Here is an 18,606-nt window from a genome sequence, read left to right on the forward strand (position 1 = left end):
TTAGGAGCAACCGAAACCATGCCGGTTTCCGTAACCCTTCCGGCGCTCGGCGAGAGCGTCACCGAGGGCACCGTCACCCGTTGGCTCAAGGCCGAGGGTGAGACCGTCGAGGCCGACGAGCCGCTGCTCGAGGTCTCGACCGACAAGGTCGACACCGAGATCCCCGCCCCGGCCGCCGGTGTGCTGTCCTCCATCAAGGTCGCCGAGGACGAGACGGTGGAGGTCGGCGCCGAGCTGGCCGTCATCGACGACGGCTCCGGCGGCGGCTCCGCCCCGGCGCAGGAGCAGCCCGCACAGGAGCAGGCCCAGCCCGAGCAGCAGCAGGCCCAGCCCGAGCCGGAGCCCGCCCAGCAGCAGGCCGCCGAGCAGCCCGCCCCGGAGCCGGCCGCCGCCCCCGCCGGTGGCGGCGCGTCCGGCACCGACGTGGTGCTGCCCGCGCTGGGCGAGTCCGTCACCGAGGGCACCGTCACGCGGTGGCTGAAGGAGGTCGGCGACGACGTCGAGGCCGACGAGCCGCTGCTGGAGGTCTCGACCGACAAGGTCGACACCGAGATCCCCGCCCCGGCCGCCGGCACGCTGCTGGAGATCCTGGTCGGCGAGGACGAGTCGGCCGAGGTCGGCGCCAAGCTCGCCGTGATCGGCGAGAAGGGCGCGGCCCCCGCCGCGCAGCCCCAGGCCGAGGCCCCGGCCCCGGCGCAGCCCGAGGCGAAGCCGGAGCCGCAGCCCGAGGCGAAGCCCGAGCCCGCCCCGGCGCCGCAGGCCCGGCCGGAGCCCGCCGCGGCCCCGGCTCAGGAGGCCCCCGCACCGGCCCCGCAGCCCGCCCAGGCCCCGGCCGCCCCGGCACAGCCCGCCCCGGCCTCCTCGGCCGGTGACGGCGGCGCCTACGTCACCCCGCTCGTGCGCAAGCTCGCGGGCGAGCACCACGTGGACCTGTCCACGGTGAAGGGCAGCGGCGTCGGCGGCCGGATCCGCAAGCAGGACGTCCTCGCGGCGGCCGAGGCGGCCAAGGCCCAGGCTCCGGCCGCGGCGGCCCCGTCCGCGCCGAAGGCCCCGGCGGCCCAGCCGTCCGAGCTGCGCGGGCAGACCGTGAAGATGTCCCGCATCCGCAAGGTCATCGCCGAGAACATGATGAAGGCGCTGCACAACCAGGCGCAGCTCTCCACCGTGGTCGAGGTCGACGTCACGCGGATCATGCGGCTCCGCGCCCGGGCGAAGGAGTCCTTCCTGGCCCGTGAGGGCGTGAAGCTCTCGCCGATGCCTTTCTTCGTGAAGGCCGCCGCCGAGGCGCTGAAGGTCCACCCGGCCGTCAACGCCAAGATCAACGACGACGGCACCATCACGTACCACGACGTCGAGAACGTCGGGATCGCGGTGGACTCGGAGAAGGGCCTCATGGTCCCCGTCATCAAGGGCGCGGGCGACCTGAGCCTGGCGGGCATCGCCAAGCGGACGTCCGAGCTGGCCGGCAAGGTGCGCGGCGGCGGCCTGAGCCCGGACGACATGTCCGGCGGCACGTTCACGATCAGCAACACCGGCTCGCGCGGTGCGCTGTTCGACACGATCATCGTGAACTACCCGCAGGTCGCGGAGCTGGGCATCGGCGCGACCGTGCGCCGTCCGGTCGTCGTGAACCACCCGGAGCTGGGCGAGACCATCGCGATCCGCGACATGGCCTACCTGACGCTCTCCTACGACCACCAGCTGGTCGACGGTGCCGACGCGGCCCGCTACCTGGCGGACGTCAAGGCCCGCCTGGAGGCCGGGGAGTTCGAGGGCGAGCTCGGCCTCTGACCCTCCCGCACCACCGGCGGCCCGTCCCGAACACCTCGGGGCGGGCCGCCGTCGTACCGCTCAGTCCGGCAGGGAGGCGAGCCAGGCCGTCAGCAGCCGGTTGACCTCCTCGGGCCGCTCCTGCTGGATCCAGTGCCCGCAGCCGTCCAGGACGTGGGAGGAGGTCAGGCCGGGGAGCGTGACGGGGTAGGCGTCGATCGCGTCGGCCATCCAGGTCGTGGAGGCGTCCAGGGAGCCACCGGCGAACAGGGACGGCTGCGGGATCGGTGCGCCCCGGTGGGGAGCGAGGTCCGCCCAGTCCCGGTCCATGGCGCGGTAGCGGTTGAGGGCCCCGGTCATGCCGGTGCGCTCGAACTCCCCGGCGTACACGTCGAGGTCGTCCTCGCCCAGCCAGGCGGGCCGTACACCGCGCGGGAAGCGGTCGCGCAGCCGGCCGCCGGGGCGGGCCAGGAAGTGCGGATCGGGCTCGCCCTCGCCGGGCATCGTGTCGCCGGACATGGCCGCGTAGAAGCCGGCCAGCCAGCCCCGCACGTCGGGCTCGATCTCCGCCTCGGCCCGGCCGGGCTCCTGGAAGTAGGAGACGTAGAACTCCTCCTCGTCCCCGCCCATCCCGGTGAAGACGTCGCTGGGGCGGGGCCCGCCCGGCGGCGCGTAGGGGACGCTCAGCAGTCCGACGGCGCGGAAGACCTCGGGGTGGAGCAGGGCGGAGAGCGCGGCGATGGTGGAGCCCCAGTCGTGCCCGACGACCACCGCCCTCTCCTCGCCCAGGGCCCGCACGAGGGCGACGTTGTCCTCGACCAGTTCCCGCATCCGGTAGGCGTCGACCTCGGCGGGCCGGGAGGAGCGGCCGTAGCCCCGCACGTCGGGCGCCACGGCCCGGTATCCGGCCGCGGCGAGGGCGGGGAGCTGGTGACGCCAGGAGTACCAGGACTCGGGGAAGCCGTGGACGAGCAGCACCAGGGGGCCGGTGCCCTGTTCGACCAGGTGCAGGCGCCCGGCGGGCGCTTCGACGGTGCGGTGCCGCGGGTCGGCGGACGGCGGGGGCTGGTGCATGGCGTCTCCTCGCTCGGCGGGTGGCCGTTGTCCTCCCGATCATGCGGTGCGGCGTCCGCCCCGCGCGAGCGCCGTTGCCGACCTGGCGAACGGTCGTCCAGGCGACGCCCGGGCGCGCACACCGGGCCCCAGTTCGCAGGCCGCAGCACCGCAAGGATTGCGGCACACCAGGGCGGAGGGGAACGTTCTGTGCGTGCTGACGTCGCGTCACCGGACAGCCTCCGCCGACGGCTCAGCTCCGCCATACGTCGGCCCGCTGTCCTCGGACGTCAACAGGTTGCTGATCGTCTGTAAAAAACCGGCCGCCGCAGGAGCCTTGCGGCGCGCCTGCGCCAACGAGCAGAGTCTCAGCCGCGGAACCCGTTCACACCGGTGTTCCGCCGGACCCCGGCCACCCCGCGTGCCGTTCTCGGCATGCCCCAACCCCCCAGCCGGCCGGGATCCGTGACCTGAAGGAGTGTGCGTTGAGGATTTCCAAGAAGTACGCGGTCGCCGGTATCGCGGCCGGTGCGGTGCTCGCGATGACGGCTCCGGTCACCGCCCAGGCGAACGGCTCCGGCGACGCCGAGCGGTACCAGCCGGAAATGATCACGGCACTGGCGGCGTCGCTCGACGTCACCGAGGCCGACGCCGTGGCCCTGCTCGACGACCAGGCGCAGCAGGAGAGGACGCTGGACTCGCTGGAGGCGAAGGGCCTGGACAGCGAAGGGGCGTTCTTCGACGAACGGGGTGACCTCGTCGTCAACGTGGCCGACGCCGCCGCGCGGGACCGGGTCGAGAAGGCCGGGCTCGACGGCCGCATAGCCGAGCACGGCGACGACGTTCTCCGTGATGTCATGAGCACGCTAAACGAGGCGGCGACGCAGCGGACCCCCTCGGGCGTCACCGCCTTCGGTGTGGACCTCGCCGACGACGTCGTGACCATCGAGGTGCGCGACGCCTCCGCCCCGGCCACGCAGGCGTTCCTGAAGAAGGCCGAGAAGTTCGGCGACGCCGTGCGCACCGTCGAGACCGACGAGCGGCTGGAGGCGCAGACGACGGTCTACCCCGGCAGCGAGATGAACCCGAACAACAACCCCAACAGCTGGTGCTCGGTCGGCTACGGGGCGCGGGACCGCTCCGGGAACCAGTACCTGGTCAGCGCCGGTCACTGCATCAGCCCGGACACGGGCCTGTACTTCGACGGCGGCCGGTTCGCCGTCGGCGACCACACGCGCTACAGCCTCGGCACCCGCAGCGTGGACATGGGCGTCGCCCGGATCGACCGGGGCGACTCCATCGCCACCCAGGTGGGCACCTGGGGCAACGGCTCGAACAAGGCCGTCCGCGGCAGCCAGCGCGGGAGCGTCGGCTCGACCGTCTGCAAGTCCGGCGCCACCACCGGCTGGACGTGTGGGGAGATCGACTCCTACAACCGGACGGTCACCTACGTCGACCGCTCGGGCGGCCCCGACACGGTGGTCACCGGCCTCGCGAGCTCCTCGGTCTGCACCGAGGGCGGCGACAGCGGCGGTGCCTACATCTCCGGCGACCAGGCCCAGGGCATGACCTCCGGCGGCCCGCTCAACCAGCGGTGCAGCGGAGGTGTCTACGCTTCGGGCAGCTCGTACTTCCAGCCGCTGGACGACGCCCTGAGCTACTACGGCCTCACCCTCAACACCCACTGATCACCACCGGCGGAACGGGGCGGCCCGCGCAGTGCGCGGGCCGCCCCTCGCGGCGTTCACCGCCGCACCGCACCACCCGGAGGAGCCCATGACGTCCGAGACCCACGGCAGGCCGGCAAGCCCCACCACCGGCCGGGCGACGTTCGCGGACGCCTTCCGCGGCGCGTTGCGGAGCCGCGGACTGACGCTGGAACGCGTCTGCGACCACCTGGCGACGAAGGGCATCAACGTCAGCCCGGCGACCCTGAGCCACTGGCAGCGCGGTCGCAGCCTGCCCGAACGAGCCCAGTCGCTGCGCGCGCTGCGGGAGCTGGAGAACATCCTCGGCCAGCAGCCCGGCGCGCTGACGTCCCTGCTGGTCGCACAGCGCCCGCGCGGTCGGACGCCCCACACCCTGCAGGACGTTCGGGCCTCCCGGCGGCTGTACGGCGCGGACTCCCCGATCGAGCAGCTGCTCGGAGACGCCTTCGAGCGGTTCAACGCGGACCTCCACGCGCTGTTCCTCCACGAGACGGTCGACATCGACGCCCGGCGCAGGTTGAGCAAGGTCCACGTGACGCAGATCGTGCGCGCGGTGCGTGAGGGGGCGGACCGGCTGACCGTGGCACACGTCATCGGACAGACGGTCCCGCCCACCCTCCGGGTGAGCGGCGGACGGCTCGGTGAGGTCCGGTTCGACGGCGACATGAGGTGTCTGATCGCCGAGATCCACTTCGGGCGGGTCCTGGCCAGCAACGAGACGGCGCTCATCGACTACACGGTGTTCGGCGACGCCCAGGTCGCGGTCGACGACCACTACGAGCGCGGTACCCGGATCAACCTCCGCGAGTACCTCCTGCACGTGCGCTTCCGTCCCGAGGCGCTGCCGGTGCGCTGCTACCGGTCGTACCGGGAGAACTTCCACACGGCGGTCCGGGAGACCCGCCCCGTCGCCCTGGATGCCTCGCACTCCGTGCACCTCCTGCCGGGGAAGTGCCCCGTCGGTGTGCACGGCCTCCTCTGGGAGTGGCCGGACCTGCCCCCCGAGGGGTGAAGGTGCCTAGCCCAGGATCAGGGCGGCGGAGGCGATGACGCCGACGGTGATGATGACCGCGCGCAGGGCCGTCGGGGGCAGTCGGCGGCCGAACCGGGCGCCCAGCGTGCCGCCGATCGTCGCGCCGACGGCGATGGCCGCGGCGGCCGCCCAGTCGATGTGCGTGACGGCGATGAAGACGACCGCCGCGACGCCGTTCACGATGGACGACAGGACGTTCTTCACGGCGTTCAGCCGTTGCAGGTCGTCGTCGAGGACGCTGCCGAACAGGCCCATCATGAGCACGCCCTGGGCGGCGCCGAAGTAACCGCCGTACACGCCGGTGCCGAGGACGCCGAGCCACAGGGGCACGCCGCCGTCGGCGTCGGCGCCGTCCGGGCGGCGCGAGACCAGCCAGCGGTTCAGGCGCGGTTGGAGCACGACGAGCACGCAGGCCGTCAGGATCAGGACGGGGACGACGGCCTGGAACGCCTCGGGCGGCAGCTTCAGCAGGAGCAGGGCCCCGATGAGGCCGCCGATCAGGGAGCCCGTGCCGAAGCGCAGGACGCGGCGGCGCTGGCCCCGCAGCTCCCGCCGGTAGCCCCAGGCGGCGCTGAGCACGCCCGGGACCAGGCCGACGTTGTTGGAGACGTTGGCGAGCACCGGCGGGTACCCGAACGCGAGGAGCGTCGGGAAGGTGATGAGGGTTCCGGAGCCCACGACGGCGTTGATCCCGCCGGCCGCGACGCCGGAGGCCGCGATGGCCGTCAGCTCCAGGACGCTCACGACGCCGTCCGCTTGTAGTAGTACGTGGTCGGCCGCAGGACGCCGGCGGGGTCGGCGGCGTAGTCGGGCACGGTGCCCGCCTCCGTCCAGCCGGCGGCCCGGTAGAGGCGTTCGGCGGGGCTGCCGGTCTCGGTGTCGAGGACGAGCAGGGTGATCCCGGCCTCGCGGGCGGCGTCCTCGGCGGCCCTCAGCAGGTCGCGGGCGACGCCCCGGCCGCGCGCGTCGGGGTGGACCATGAGCTTCGCCACGTCGGCGCGGTGCCGGCCGTTGGGCATGCCCCCGGGGGTCAAGGTGATGGTCCCCACGGCGCGTCCGTCCGGCGTGCGGGCCACCCAGACGAGGGCGGCGCCGGCGGTGACGGCGTCGGCCCGCGCGAGCCACCAGGACCGCGCCTCGGTGTGGGGCAGCGGGGCGAGGAAGCCGACCGAGGCGCCGTCGGCGACCACGTCGACCAGGAGACGGGCGAGGGTGTCGGCCTCGGCGAGGAGGTCCGACCCGGAGAGCGGCGAGATCGTCGGCACGATCAGGGACCCTACCGCCCGCCCGCACGGCGCACCGAGGTGACCGGTGAGTAGCCGGTGCGGTGGGCGCCGTATTGTCGGAGGTCGACAGTTAGGAGCGCCCATGGCACCGCCCGTCGTCCACTCACTGCGGGAGCAGATCCGCGAGCACATCGTGGAGGGCATCGTCAGTGGCCGGTGGAAGCCGGGCGAGCGGATCGTGGAGCGCCGCATCGCGGTGGAGCTGGAGGTCAGCCAGACGCCGGTGCGGGAGGCGCTGCGCGAGCTGGAGACGCTGCGGCTGATCGAGTCGGCGCCGAACAAGGGCGTGCGGGTGCGCGCGCTGTCGGCGGCCGACCTGGAGGAGATCTACCCCGTGCGGGCGGGCCTGGAGCAGATGGCGGCGGAGCTCGCGGCGCCTCGGCTGGCCCGGGACGTCTCGGCCCTGGAGCCGCACGTCGCCGCGTTGTACGAGGCGGACCGGGCGGGCGACGGTGAGGCGCAGGTGCGGCACACCGTCGCCTTCCACCGGGAGCTGGTGCGGGCGTCGGGCAACAGCGTGCTGCTGCACACCTGGGAGTCGCTGGGCATCGAGGTGTGGACCGCGCTGTCGATCCGCTGGCTGGGCACGGTGCAGCAGTCCTACGCCGAGGAGCACGACGCGGTGGTGGCCGCGTTCCGCCGGGCGGACCCGAACGTCGCGCAGCTGGTGAAGGACCACGTGCTGGGCTGCGCCCCGGCCCCGGGTCGCGACGTCCGCTGACGTCGCGGGCCCGGGGCCCACCTCGCCCGTCAGCCGCCGATGTAGGCGGCGAGGTGCTCGCCGGTGAGGGTGGAGCGGGCGGCGACGAGGTCGGCGGGGGTGCCCTCGAAGACGACCTTGCCGCCGTCGTGGCCCGCGCCGGGGCCGAGGTCGATGATCCAGTCGGCGTGGGCCATGACGGCCTGGTGGTGTTCGATGACGATGACGGACTTGCCCGCGTCGACGAGCCGGTCGAGCAGGCCGAGGAGCTGTTCGACGTCGGCCAGGTGCAGCCCGGTGGTCGGCTCGTCCAGGACGTAGACGCCGCCCTGGTCGCCCATGTGGGAGGCGAGCTTGAGCCGCTGCCGCTCGCCGCCGGAGAGGGTGGTCAGCGGCTGGCCGAGCCCCAGGTAGCCGAGGCCGACGTCGGCGAGCCGGGTGAGGATCTTGTGGGCGGCCGGCGTCCGCGCCTCCCCGGTGCCGAAGAACTCCTCCGCCTCGGCGACCGACATCGCGAGCACCTCGCTGATGTCGCGTCCGCCGAGGTGGTACTCCAGCACGGAGCCGTCGAAGCGTCGGCCCTCGCACTCCTCGCAGGTGGTCGCCACCCCGGCCATCATCGCGAGGTCGGTGTAGACGACGCCGGCGCCGTTGCAGTTCGGGCAGGCGCCCTCGGAGTTGGCGCTGAACAGCCCGGGCTTGACGCCGTTGGCCTTGGCGAAGGTCTTGCGGATCGGGTCGAGCAGCCCGGTGTAGGTCGCCGGGTTGCTCCGCCGCGAGCCCCGGATGGGGCTCTGGTCGACCGAGACGACGCCCTCGCCGGCGGGGATCGAGCCGTGTACGAGGGAGCTCTTGCCCGAGCCGGCGACGCCGGTGACGACGACGAGCACCCCGAGCGGGACGTCCACGTCCACGTCGCGCAGGTTGTGCCGGTCGGCGCCCCGGATCGGCAGCGTGCCGGTGGGCGTGCGGACGGTCTCCTTGAGGGCGGCCCGGTCGTCGAGGTGGCGTCCGGTGAGGGTGCCTGCGGCGCGCAGTCCCTCGACGGTGCCCTCGAAGCAGACGGTGCCGCCCTCGGTCCCCGCGCCGGGGCCGAGGTCCACGACGTGGTCGGCGATCGCGATCGTCTCCGGCTTGTGCTCCACGACGAGCACCGTGTTGCCCTTGTCCCGCAGCCGCAGCAGCAGGTCGTTCATCCGCTGGATGTCGTGCGGGTGGAGGCCGACGGTCGGTTCGTCGAAGACGTAGGTGACGTCGGTGAGCGAGGAGCCGAGGTGGCGGATCATCTTGACGCGCTGCGCCTCGCCGCCGGAGAGCGTGCCCGAGGGCCGGTCGAGGGAGAGGTAGCCGAGGCCGATCTCGGTGAAGGAGTCGAGCGTGCGCCGCAGGGTGGTGAGCAGCGGTGCCACCGAGGGCTCGTCGAGGCCGCGCACCCAGTCGGCCAGGTCGTCGATCTGCAGGGCGCAGGCGTCGGCGATGCTGAGGCCCCGGATCTTCGAGGAGCGGGCGCCCTCGCTCAGCCGGGTGCCGTCGCACTCGGGACAGGCGGTGAAGGTGACGGCGCGGTCGACGAAGGCGCGGATGTGGGGCTGCATCGCCTCCGGGTCCTTGGACAGCATCGACTTGCGGAGCTTGGGGAGCAGGCCCTCGTAGGTGAGGTTCACGCCCTCGACCTTGACCTTGGTGGGCTCCCGGTGGAGGAAGTCCCGCATCTCGCGCTCGGTGAACTCGCGGATCGGCTTGTTCGGGTCGAGGAAGCCGGACTCGGCGTAGGTCCGCACGGTCCACCAGCTGTCCGACTTCCAGCCGGGGATGGTGAAGGCGCCCTCGGCGATCGACTTGGAGTCGTCGTAGAGCTGGCCGAGGTCGATGTCGGTGACGGTGCCGCGGCCCTCGCAGTGCGGGCACATGCCGCCGGTGCGGCTGAAGGTCTGCTTGACGGCCTTGGCGTTGTTCCCGCGTTCGACGGTGACGGCTCCGCTCGCCCGCACGGAGGGGACGTTGAAGGAGTAGGCGTTGGGCGAGCCGATGTGCGGCCGGCCGAGCCGGCTGAAGAGGATGCGCAACATCGCGTTGGCGTCGGTGGCGGTGCCGACCGTGGAACGGGGGTCGGCGCCCATCCGCTGCTGGTCGACGATGATCGCGGTGGTCAGGCCGTCGAGGACGTCGGCCTCGGGGCGGGCGAGGGTAGGCATGAAGCCCTGGACGAAGGCGCTGTAGGTCTCGTTGATCAGCCGCTGGGACTCGGCGGCGATGGTGTCGAAGACCAGCGAGCTCTTGCCCGAGCCGGAGACGCCGGTGAACACCGTGAGCCGGCGTTTGGGGAGCTCGACGCTGATGTCCTTGAGGTTGTTCTCGCGCACCCCCTGCACGCGGATCAGTTCGTGGCGGTCGGCCGCCCGCACCGGGGGTGTCGGCGTGTCCGGCGTCGTGGACCTGCTCATCGTGTCTCCGTACAGGGTGGTGCGGCCCCGGTGGTGTGCCGGAGCGGCTGCGGGCGGTACGTGGGGTTACGGGGTGTCTGCGGGGGCCGGAGGGCGCGGCCCCGGGGCTGCGGCGGCGGTGCGCCGCGCGGCTCCACGGTAGCCGGGCCGCGTTCGGGCCGCAGGTCGATATCCCCGGGCGCCGAAGGTCAACCTCCGGCGCCCGGGGGCGGGTTCAGCGCCGGCCGGCCTGGCTGAAGCGCACCATGTTCCCGGCGGGGTCGCGGAAGGCGCAGTCGCGGACGCCGTAGGGCTGGTCGACCGGTTCCTGGAGCACGTCGGCACCGGCGGCGCGGAGGTGTTCGAACGTCGCGTCGCAGTCGTCGGTGGCGAAGATGACGGCGCGCAGGAGGCCCTTGGCCAGGAGTTCGGCCATGGCCCGCCGGTCGTCGGGCGAGGCGTTCGGGTCGGCCACCGGCGGTTCGAGCACGATGCTGACGTCGGGCTGCGCGGGGGCGCCGAGGGTCACCCAGCGCATTCCCTCGAAGCCGACGTCGCCCCGGACCTCCAGCCCGAGGGCGTCCCGGTAGAAGGCGAGCGCCTTGTCGTGGTCGTCGACGGCGATGAAGCACTGCGAAAGGTTGATCTCCATGCCCGTCACGCTACGGGCGGGGGCGTCGTGCGGGCTTCTCCGTTCCTGACCGGTCGGGTGTAGACCTTGGCGACGCAGGCCGGGACGGCGGCGCCCTCGGCGTGGTCGCGGGCCCGGTAGGCGCTCGGGGTCTCCCCCACCAGTTCGGTGAACCGCGAGCTGAAGGAGCCCAGCGAGGTGCAGCCGACGGCGACGCAGACGTCGGTCACGCTCAGGTCGCCCCGGCGCAGCAGCGCCTTGGCGCGCTCGATGCGGCGGGTCATGAGGTAGCCGTACGGCGTCTCCCCGAAGGCCGCGCGGAAGCTGCGGGAGAAGTGGCCCGGTGACATGAGGGCGACGCGGGCGAGGGCGGGGACGTCGAGCGGCTCCGCGTAGTCGCGGTCCATCGCGTCGCGGGCCCGGCGCAGCCGGACCAGGTCGTCCAGGTTCACCCGGTCACGATCCCACACCGGCCCGCCGGGCGGCGGGGCACGCCGGGTCCGCGCGTACCGCGCGGTCCGCGCGGACCCGGCGGGCGAGGGCACCGAGTGCCCGGTTTCGTGGCACGGAATGCCGATTTTGGCCCGTGGAACACATTTTCGCACCCCGGGCTTTGATCGATCATCGATCGAGGCTTATGGTCATCGGCGCGGGCTCACCCCTGTCCTGCCCTGCACCTTTCAGCCCCACCACCGTCCTCATCCCCGGAAGGCGGCCCACGATGACCCGTCCCGTACGCACCCCGGCGAGCGAGCTGGACCAGCTCCCCGACCGCGATCCGCAGGAGACCGCCGAATGGCGGGAGTCCCTGGACGCCGTGGCGGCCGAAGCCGGTCCGCGGCGCGCCGCCTACCTGGTGCGCCGGACGGTCGAGCACGCCCGGCACAGCGGCCTCGCCGTGCCGTCGCTGCTGGAGACGGAGTACGTCAACACCGTCCCCACCGCCGCCGAGCCGGAACTGCCCGGCGACCCGGAGATGGAGACCCGCATCACGGCCTGGAACCGCTGGAACGCCGCCGCCATGGTGACGCGCGGCAGCCGGTACGGCGTCGGCGGCCACATCGCCACCTACGCCTCGGCGGCCTGGCTCTACGAGACGGGCTTCCAGCACTTCTTCCGCGGCAAGGAGGACCCGGAGCGGCACGGCTCCGGTGACCAGCTGTACATCCAGGGCCACGCCTCCCCCGGGATCTACGCCCGCGCCTTCCTGGAGGGCCGGATCACCGAGGAGAACCTGGACCACTTCCGCCAGGAGGCCGGCGGCAAGGGCCTGCCGTCCTACCCGCACCCCCGGCGGCTGCCGTGGCTGTGGGAGTTCCCGACCGTCTCGATGGGCCTGGGCCCGCTCTCGGCCGTCTACCAGGCACGGTTCAACCGCTACCTGGAGCACCGGGGGATCAAGGACACCAGCCGCAGCCACGTCTGGGCGTTCCTCGGCGACGGCGAGATGGACGAGCCGGAGTCGACGGCCGCCCTCGCCCTCGCGGCGCGCGAGCAGCTGGACAACCTCACCTTCGTCATCAACTGCAACCTCCAGCGCCTCGACGGCCCCGTCCGCGCCAACTTCAAGATCGTGCAGGAGCTGGAGGCCCAGTTCCGCGCGGCCGGCTGGAACGTCGTGAAGTCGCTGTGGGGCTCGGCCTGGGACGAGCTCATCGCGCTCGACACCACCGGTGCGCTGCTGCGCCGCCTGCGCGAGGTGCCGGACGCGCAGTTCCAGACGTACGCCACCCGCGACGCCGGCTACATCCGCGAGCACTTCTTCGGCGCCGACCCGGCCCTCGCCGAGCTGGCGAAGCGGCTGTCGGACGCGAAGATCGCCGAGTGCTTCCACACCTCCCGCGCGGGCCACGAGCCGCGCAAGGTGTACGCGGCCTACCGGGCGGCCGTGGAGCACCGGGGCGCGCCGACCGTCGTCCTGGCCCAGACGGTCAAGGGCTGGACGCTGGGCCCCGGCTTCGAGTCGCGCAACGCCAACCACCAGATGAAGAAGCTCTCCGGCAAGGAGTTCCGCGCCATGCGGGACCTGCTGGAGCTGCCGATCCCGGACGCGAAGCTGGACGACGAGCTGGTGCCCTACGCGCACCCGGGCGCCGACAGCCCCGAGGTGCGCTACCTGCGGGAGCGGCGCGCCGAACTGGGCGGCCCGGCGCCGGCCCGCACGGTCCACCCGGTGGCGCTGCCGGCCCCGGCCGACCGCCCCTTCGCCGCGCTCGCCAAGGGCAGCGGCAACCAGGAGATCGCCACGACCATGGCGTTCGTCCGGCTGGTGAAGGACCTGATGCGGGACAAGGAGACCGGCAGACGCTGGGTGCCGATCGTCCCGGACGAGGCGCGCACCTTCGGCATGGAGGCGCTCTTCCCGTCCGCGGGCATCTACTCCCCGCTGGGCCAGACGTACGAGCCGGTCGACCGCGACCAGCTGATGTACTACAAGGAGGCCAAGGACGGGCAGATCCTCAACGAGGGGATCACCGAGGCCGGCGCCATGGCCGACTTCACGGCGGCGGCGACGTCGTACGCCACCCACGGCGAGCCGATGATCCCGTTCTACATCTTCTACTCGATGTTCGGCTGGCAGCGCACGGCCGACCAGTTCTGGGCGCTGGGCGACCAGCTGGGCCGGGGGTTCGTGGTGGGCGCGACGGCGGGCCGCACGACGCTCACCGGCGAGGGCCTCCAGCACGCCGACGGCCACTCCCACCTGATCGCGGCGACGAACCCGGCCGCGCTGAACTACGACCCGGCCTTCGCGTACGAGATCGGCGTCATCGTCAAGGACGGCCTGCGCCGGATGTACGGGGAGAACCCCGAGGACGTCTTCTACTACCTGACGGTCTACAACGAGCCCAAGCAGCAGCCCGCCATGCCCGAGGGGGTCGAGGAGGGCATCGTCAAGGGGCTCTACCGCTTCAACCGGGGAAGCGTCCAGAACCCCGAGAACCCCGACGCCGACGTGCCGCGCGTGCAGCTGCTCGGCTCCGGCACGGCGATCCACTGGGTCCTGGAGGCGCAGCGGCTGCTGGCCGAGGAGTGGGGCGTCGCGGCGGACGTGTGGTCGGCGACGTCGTGGGGCGAGCTGCGCCGCGACGCGCTGGAGTGCGACGCCGCCGCGCTGCGCGGCGAGGAGCGCACCCCGTACGTCACGCGGGTCCTGCAGGACGCGCCGGGGCCGGTGCTGGCCGTCAGCGACTGGATGCGGCAGGTGCCGGACCAGATCAGCCAGTGGGTGCCGGGCGACTACTCCTCGCTGGGCACGGACGGCTTCGGCCTGTCCGACACGCGGGAGAACGCCCGCCGGCACTTCGGCGTGGACGCGCGGTCCGTCACCGTCGCGGCGCTGGCGCGGCTGGCCCGGCGCGGCGAGGTGAAGCAGGAGACCGTCCGCGAGGCCGCCGAACGCTACGGCCTGGCCTGATCCACGGCCACGCGTGGGGGCCGCGACCGACGCCCGGTCGCGGCCCCCACGCCGCGTCAGATGGAGTGCTCCTCCGGGGACTCGGGCGGCAGCTCCACCTCCGGGTGGCCGCGCAGCTTGAGGATGGCCAGGGCGAGCCCGCCCCACACGACCACGATCGACACGATCAGCATCACGATGGCGCTGGCGGACATCAGGCACTCCTCTTCTCGTCGTCCGCGTCCGGCGGGACCTCCGCGCCGCGACGCCAGGGGATCAGGGACAGGACGATCCCGATGAGCAGGGCGCCACCGGCCACGCCCCAGCCCGCCCAGGCCAGGAAGCTGCTCGGGTAGTCCCCGTAGTTCTCGTCGATCTCCTGCGCGAAGGAGTCGATGAGCATCAGCCCGAGCACGATCGGCGTGATGATGCCCAGGCACAGCTTCCACCAGCGGCCCAGTTTGACCGCGGAGGTGGCGTCGGCGTCGCGTTGCAGGACGGGCAGCTTGCGCAGGAGCCAGGCGACGACGATGACGGAGATCAGCGAGGCGAGGGCGATCCCGTACCGGTTGATGAACCGGTCGGCGGCGTCCAGCAGGTACAGCCCGCCGTTGGTCGGGTAGAGCAGCAGGGAGACGAGCGCCACCAGCGTGCCCACCATCGCCACCGAGACGACCCGGTTGACCCGCAGCCGGTCCTGCACGGCCGCGACGATGACCTGCATGATGCTGATGAGCGACGTCCACCCGGCGACGACCAGCGACAGGAAGAACAGCACGCCGAAGAAGCCGCCCCACGGCATCTCCGAGATGATGGTGGGGAAGGCGACGAAGGCGAGCCCGAGACCGCCCTCGGTCTCGAAGACCGCGCCGCCGCTGCTCGCCGCGAGGAAGCCGAGGGTGGCGAAGACGCCGATGCCGGCGAGGATCTCGAAGGAGCTGTTGGCGAAGCCCGCCACCAGGGCGGAGCCGCTGAGGTCCGAGCGCCGTCCCAGGTAGGAGGCGTAGGTGATCATGATGCCGAAGCCGACGGACAGCGAGAAGAAGATCTGGCCGTAGGCCGCCACCCACACGTCCCCGTCGGTCAACGCGTCCCAGTCGGGGGTGAACAGGGCGTCCAGGCCCAGGTCGGCGCCGTCCAGGGTGAGGGCCCGGACGACGAGGACGACGAAGAAGACGATCAGCAGCGGAATGAAGATCTTCGCCGCCGTCTCGATCCCGTGCCGGATGCCGAGGGCCAGCGTGATCAGGACGGTGACCCAGATGGCCAGGAGCGGCCAGAAGACCCCGCCCACGTAGCCGCCGAGCTCACCGGGGGTGTCACCCACCTGGAGGAAGGTCCCGAACAGGAAGCCCTCCGCGTCGTCCCCCCAGCTCTGCCCCACGGAGAAGCCGACGTAGCGCAGGGCCCAGGCGAGGATGAGGGCGTAGTAGGTGGCGATGACGAAGCAGATCGCCACCTGCCACCAGCCGATGAACTGGGCCGGGCGGCCGAGCCGGAGGTAGGACGCCGGTGCGGAGCCGCGGTAGCGGCGCCCGATGGTGTACTCCATGATCAGCAGCGGCAGACCGGCCGTCACCAGAGCGATCAGGTAGGGCAGCATGAACGCGCCGCCGCCGTTGCGGTACGCCTCGGCCGGGAAGCGCCAGATGTTGCCCAGGCCGACCGCCGAGCCGATCGCGGCCAACAGGAAGCCCGCCCGGCTGCCCCACCTCTCGCGGGGTTGATCGCTCATCATCCAGATCCCCTTGTGACGGAATGCATGGGTATGGGTCTTTTGCACGCTAGCAGCGGCCCGTGACCCCCGCCCGCGGACACGCGTGCCGTACGCCCGCCCGCGCGGCGGCCCCTGACGGACCGGCACAATGCCCGGTTATGCGGGCCGCACGACTCATCAGACTGGTACTCCTGCTCCAGAACCGGCGGGCGATGACCGCCGCCGAACTGGCCGCCGAACTGGAGGTGTCGCGGCGCACGGTCGTCCGGGACGTCGCGGCGCTCTCGGAGGCCGGGGTGCCGGTCTACGCCGACCGGGGCCGGGCGGGCGGCTACCGCCTGATCGGCGGATACCGCACCCGGCTGACGGGGCTGGGACGGGACGAGGCGGAGGCGCTGTTCCTCTCCGGCGTGCCGACCGCCCTGCGCGACCTCGGCCTGGCGGACGCCGCGTCGGCCGCCGAGCTGAAGGTGCTCGCCGCGCTCGACCCGCACCTGGGCGACGCCCGGCGCGGTGTCGCCCAGCGCTTCCACCTCGACGCCCCCGGCTGGTGGCAGGAGCCGACGGCGCCCGGGCTGCTCCCCCGGCTGGCCGACGCCCTCTGGGACGACCGGCGGGTGACGGTCCGCTACCGGCGGCGGGACGCGACGGTGGCCCGGACGCTGGAGCCGTACGGACTCGTGCTGAAGGCCGGCGTCTGGTACCTCGCGGCCCGCGTGGCGGCCCCCGACGCGGAGCCCGCCGGGGAGGGGGGCGGGGAGGCGTCCGGGGAGGCGGCCTTCCGCGTGTACCGGGTGGACCGGCTGGTCTCGGTCGCGGTGCGGGAGGAGCGCTTCGGCCGGGCGGAGGACTTCGAGCTGCCCGCGTTCTGGGCCCGGCGTGCGGCGGCGTTCGCCCGCTCGCTGCTGCGCGAGGAGGTCGTCGTGCGCCTGACGGAGACCGGTGCGCGGCGGCTGCGGTCCGTGCACAGCGACCGGGCGGCGGCCGCCGAGGCACTCGCCGCCGGGGAGCGCACGGAGCGGGGCGGGCGGAACGTCGTGACGGTGAGGCTGCCGGTCGAGTCCCTGGACGTGGCGTTCGGGGAGCTGTTCGCGCTCGGCCCGGAGGTGGAGGTCCTGGCCCCGGACGTCCTGCGGGAACGTTTCGCGGAGGCCGCCCGGCGCACGGCGGCGCTCTACACCGACGTGCGCCGGGCGGGCCCCTGACTAGCGGTACTCCTCCGGGTCCGGGCGCGGCCCCGCCTCCTCACCGGCCTCCTCGTGGGCGTGCAGGTCGAGCAGGTAGGCCCACGCGTCCGGCTGTGAGCCGTCGGTGTCGGTCACGCCGTACTCCCGGGCCAGCGAGGCGCTGGAGAGGGAGTGGCCGTTGAAGCGGGCCCGTTCCGGGTCGGCGGCGAGCGCCGCGAGGCCCCGGGCCAGGTAGCGCGGTGTCTCGGAGACCGCGAAGTCCGGGTTCTGCCGCGTGCCCTCGCGCCAGCCGTCCTCGGTCACCTTGAAGTGGGTGTCGAGCATGGCCTCCGAGCGCAGCCAGCCGGGGGTGGCCACCACGGCCGTCGCGCCGTGGGCGGGCAGCTCCCGCGCCAGGCCGCGGGTGATGCGCAGCGGCGCGCTCTTGGCCAGGTCGTAGTAGAGGGGCTCGCGGTAGCGGCGGTTGTACTCGGCGGTGCCGTCCGTCACCTCGACGACGAGGCCGCCGGGCCGGCGGATGAGGAGCGGGATCGCGTAGTGGCTGGTGACGAGGTGGGTCTCGACACCCAGCCGCAGCGCCCGCAGCCCGTCGCGCAGGTCGTGCTCCCACATCGGCCGCCCCCAGCCGATGAGGTGGTCGCCGCCCCAGATGTCGTTGACGAGGACGTCCAGCCGGCCCTGCTCGCGCTCGATCCGCGCGACGGCGGCCTCGACCTGTGCGGGGTCCAGGTGGTCGGTGGGCACGGCGATGCCCGTGCCGCCGGCGGCGGTGACCAGCTCGGCCGTCTCCTCGATCGTCTCCGTGGCCCGTCCGACCTCGCTCACGTGGCGACGCGTCGTGCGGCCGGTCGCGTAGACCGTGGCCCCGGCCCGGCCCAGCTCGACCGCGGTGGCCCGGCCGGCCCCGCGCGTCGCTCCCGCGACGAGCGCGACCCGCCCCCGCAGCGGCCCGTCGGCGTCCTGCGGCGGCGTCGGTCCGTCGGCGTTCCGCTGCACCGGGGTGCTGTGTTCCGTCATGCCCGATTCGCTCCTTACGTCGGTGTCAGCGCACACGTTCGCACCGAATGGAGCCATCCACTGTCGTGTTTCCCGTGTTTGCCACCCGACCTTCGGCCGCCCGGGGGACTGGGCGTGCGGCAGGACGTCGCGGGGCTGATGCTGGTCGCGTGACGATGCACGAGGACGAGTTCTGGGAGCTGATCGACGGCGCCCGCACGGCGGCCGAGGGCGACCCGGACGAACAGGCGGAGCTGCTGGTCGAGCGGCTGACGGAGCTCGACCCGGAGACCGTCACCGACTTCGCACGGCACTTCGAGGCCCGGTACCGGCGGGCGTACCGGTGGGACCTGTGGGGCGCCGCCTGGGTCCTGCTGGACGGTGCGAGCGACGACGTCTTCGACGCGTTCCGCTGCTGGCTGATCGGGCAGGGCCGCAGGGTCTTCGAAGGCGCGCTGCACCGCGACCCCGACGCCCTGGCCGAGCTCCTGGGGGACTTCGACCCCGAAGTCGACGGCGACGCCGAGGAGCTGGGCTTCGCGGCCGACGAGGCGTACGAGGAACTGCTGGGCACCGAAGTGCCCGAGCTGGGCCTGCCCGACCCGCCGCGCGAGCCGGAGGGCACCCCGCTGAACTTCGAGGACGACCGGGTCCTGGCGGAGCGCTTCCCCCAGCTCTGGGCGCGCTTCCGCAGCTGAGACCCC

General features: G+C 73.1%; 16 protein-coding genes. 7 read left to right on the forward strand and 9 right to left on the reverse strand.

Annotated elements, in window-relative coordinates:
- The first annotated feature begins 18 nt into the window (after positions 1-18).
- Entirely contained in the window at positions 19-1,791 is a 1,773-nt protein-coding gene (gene sucB / locus IF129_RS01935) for a 2-oxoglutarate dehydrogenase, E2 component, dihydrolipoamide succinyltransferase (protein ID WP_191207624.1), read from the forward strand.
- Between the two features lie 60 nt (positions 1,792-1,851).
- Here the strand turns inward: sucB and IF129_RS01940 are convergent, their stop codons facing one another.
- Positions 1,852-2,844 carry an alpha/beta fold hydrolase gene (locus IF129_RS01940; protein WP_191207625.1) on the reverse strand — a complete coding sequence of 331 codons (993 nt, stop codon included), beginning with the start codon at positions 2,842-2,844 and terminating at the stop codon, positions 1,852-1,854.
- Positions 2,845-3,308: 464 nt separating this feature from the next.
- Here IF129_RS01940 and IF129_RS01945 point away from each other — a divergent pair, with 464 nt between their 5' ends.
- Together IF129_RS01945 and IF129_RS01950 are read left to right on the forward strand one after the other, a co-directional pair.
- Positions 3,309-4,511: a S1 family peptidase gene (locus IF129_RS01945; RefSeq protein WP_224754201.1), complete on the forward strand. Its 1,203-nt coding sequence runs from the start codon at positions 3,309-3,311 to the stop codon at positions 4,509-4,511.
- Positions 4,512-4,599: 88 nt separating this feature from the next.
- A complete protein-coding gene (locus IF129_RS01950; RefSeq protein WP_191207626.1) occupies positions 4,600-5,544 on the forward strand; it encodes a helix-turn-helix domain-containing protein in 945 nt (314 codons plus the stop codon).
- A gap of 6 nt (positions 5,545-5,550) precedes the next feature.
- Here the strand turns inward: IF129_RS01950 and IF129_RS01955 are convergent, their stop codons facing one another.
- Together IF129_RS01955 and IF129_RS01960 are read right to left on the reverse strand one after the other, a co-directional pair.
- Entirely contained in the window at positions 5,551-6,309 is a 759-nt protein-coding gene (locus IF129_RS01955) for a sulfite exporter TauE/SafE family protein (RefSeq protein ID WP_191207627.1), read from the reverse strand.
- Positions 6,306-6,830 carry a GNAT family N-acetyltransferase gene (locus IF129_RS01960; protein ID WP_318153495.1) on the reverse strand — a complete coding sequence of 175 codons (525 nt, stop codon included), beginning with the start codon at positions 6,828-6,830 and terminating at the stop codon, positions 6,306-6,308. Before IF129_RS01960 ends, IF129_RS01955 begins: the two co-directional genes overlap by 4 nt.
- A 103-nt stretch (positions 6,831-6,933) precedes the next feature.
- On the opposite strand from IF129_RS01960, the gene IF129_RS01965 reads away from it, so the two are divergent.
- The gene (locus IF129_RS01965; RefSeq protein ID WP_191207629.1) at positions 6,934-7,572 is read left to right on the forward strand and encodes a GntR family transcriptional regulator; all 639 of its coding nucleotides are present in this window, start codon (positions 6,934-6,936) and stop codon (positions 7,570-7,572) included.
- A gap of 29 nt (positions 7,573-7,601) precedes the next feature.
- Here IF129_RS01965 and IF129_RS01970 read toward each other — a convergent pair whose 3' ends face one another.
- The 3 genes from IF129_RS01970 to IF129_RS01980 form a co-directional block, all read right to left on the reverse strand.
- On the reverse strand, positions 7,602-9,995 hold the full coding sequence (locus tag IF129_RS01970; RefSeq protein ID WP_191207630.1) for an ATP-binding cassette domain-containing protein: 2,394 nt from the start codon (positions 9,993-9,995) through the stop codon (positions 7,602-7,604).
- 214 nt (positions 9,996-10,209) lie between these two features.
- Positions 10,210-10,626 carry a VOC family protein gene (locus IF129_RS01975; protein WP_191207631.1) on the reverse strand — a complete coding sequence of 139 codons (417 nt, stop codon included), beginning with the start codon at positions 10,624-10,626 and terminating at the stop codon, positions 10,210-10,212.
- Between the two features lie 5 nt (positions 10,627-10,631).
- Entirely contained in the window at positions 10,632-11,057 is a 426-nt protein-coding gene (locus tag IF129_RS01980) for a helix-turn-helix domain-containing protein (protein ID WP_191207632.1), read from the reverse strand.
- A gap of 269 nt (positions 11,058-11,326) precedes the next feature.
- Here IF129_RS01980 and aceE point away from each other — a divergent pair, with 269 nt between their 5' ends.
- Entirely contained in the window at positions 11,327-14,023 is a 2,697-nt protein-coding gene (gene aceE, locus IF129_RS01985; RefSeq protein ID WP_191207633.1) for a pyruvate dehydrogenase (acetyl-transferring), homodimeric type, read from the forward strand.
- Between the two features lie 56 nt (positions 14,024-14,079).
- On the opposite strand, the gene IF129_RS01990 is transcribed toward aceE, so the two are convergent.
- Together IF129_RS01990 and IF129_RS01995 are read right to left on the reverse strand one after the other, a co-directional pair.
- Positions 14,080-14,217 carry a methionine/alanine import family NSS transporter small subunit gene (locus IF129_RS01990; protein WP_191207634.1) on the reverse strand — a complete coding sequence of 46 codons (138 nt, stop codon included), beginning with the start codon at positions 14,215-14,217 and terminating at the stop codon, positions 14,080-14,082.
- Positions 14,217-15,737, reverse strand: coding sequence for a sodium-dependent transporter (locus IF129_RS01995; RefSeq protein ID WP_191207635.1), 1,521 nt, complete (start codon positions 15,735-15,737; stop codon positions 14,217-14,219). The genes IF129_RS01990 and IF129_RS01995 overlap by 1 nt, the downstream gene beginning before the upstream one ends.
- Before the next feature lie 140 nt (positions 15,738-15,877).
- Here IF129_RS01995 and IF129_RS02000 point away from each other — a divergent pair, with 140 nt between their 5' ends.
- Entirely contained in the window at positions 15,878-16,924 is a 1,047-nt protein-coding gene (locus IF129_RS02000) for a helix-turn-helix transcriptional regulator (protein ID WP_191207636.1), read from the forward strand.
- Here IF129_RS02000 and IF129_RS02005 read toward each other — a convergent pair whose 3' ends face one another.
- Positions 16,925-17,923, reverse strand: a complete 999-nt coding sequence (locus IF129_RS02005; RefSeq protein ID WP_191207637.1) for an SDR family oxidoreductase — start codon at positions 17,921-17,923, stop codon at positions 16,925-16,927.
- A gap of 155 nt (positions 17,924-18,078) precedes the next feature.
- Between IF129_RS02005 and IF129_RS02010 the strand changes: the two genes are divergently transcribed.
- Positions 18,079-18,600 carry a DUF4240 domain-containing protein gene (locus IF129_RS02010; protein WP_191208226.1) on the forward strand — a complete coding sequence of 174 codons (522 nt, stop codon included), beginning with the start codon at positions 18,079-18,081 and terminating at the stop codon, positions 18,598-18,600.
- Positions 18,601-18,606: the final 6 nt, after the last annotated feature.

Origin of the sequence: Streptomyces chumphonensis, assembly GCF_014779715.1 — a bacterium.
GTDB lineage: Bacteria > Actinomycetota > Actinomycetes > Streptomycetales > Streptomycetaceae > Streptomyces > Streptomyces chumphonensis.

Excerpts from the sequence above, each read along its gene's own strand:
- IF129_RS01990 (WP_191207634.1), bottom strand. The coding sequence starts at position 14,217 with ATGTCCGCCAGCGCCATCGTGATGCTGATCGTGTCGATCGTGGTCGTG.
- sucB (WP_191207624.1), top strand. The coding sequence starts at position 19 with ATGCCGGTTTCCGTAACCCTTCCGGCGCTCGGCGAGAGCGTCACCGAG.
- IF129_RS01995 (WP_191207635.1), bottom strand. The coding sequence starts at position 15,737 with ATGAGCGATCAACCCCGCGAGAGGTGGGGCAGCCGGGCGGGCTTCCTG.
- IF129_RS01950 (WP_191207626.1), top strand. The coding sequence starts at position 4,600 with ATGACGTCCGAGACCCACGGCAGGCCGGCAAGCCCCACCACCGGCCGG.
- IF129_RS01970 (WP_191207630.1), bottom strand. The coding sequence starts at position 9,995 with ATGAGCAGGTCCACGACGCCGGACACGCCGACACCCCCGGTGCGGGCG.
- IF129_RS02010 (WP_191208226.1), top strand. The coding sequence starts at position 18,079 with ATGCACGAGGACGAGTTCTGGGAGCTGATCGACGGCGCCCGCACGGCG.
- IF129_RS02005 (WP_191207637.1), bottom strand. The coding sequence starts at position 17,923 with ATGACGGAACACAGCACCCCGGTGCAGCGGAACGCCGACGGACCGACG.
- IF129_RS01965 (WP_191207629.1), top strand. The coding sequence starts at position 6,934 with ATGGCACCGCCCGTCGTCCACTCACTGCGGGAGCAGATCCGCGAGCAC.
- IF129_RS02000 (WP_191207636.1), top strand. The coding sequence starts at position 15,878 with ATGCGGGCCGCACGACTCATCAGACTGGTACTCCTGCTCCAGAACCGG.
- IF129_RS01975 (WP_191207631.1), bottom strand. The coding sequence starts at position 10,626 with ATGGAGATCAACCTTTCGCAGTGCTTCATCGCCGTCGACGACCACGAC.
- aceE (WP_191207633.1), top strand. The coding sequence starts at position 11,327 with ATGACCCGTCCCGTACGCACCCCGGCGAGCGAGCTGGACCAGCTCCCC.
- IF129_RS01940 (WP_191207625.1), bottom strand. The coding sequence starts at position 2,844 with ATGCACCAGCCCCCGCCGTCCGCCGACCCGCGGCACCGCACCGTCGAA.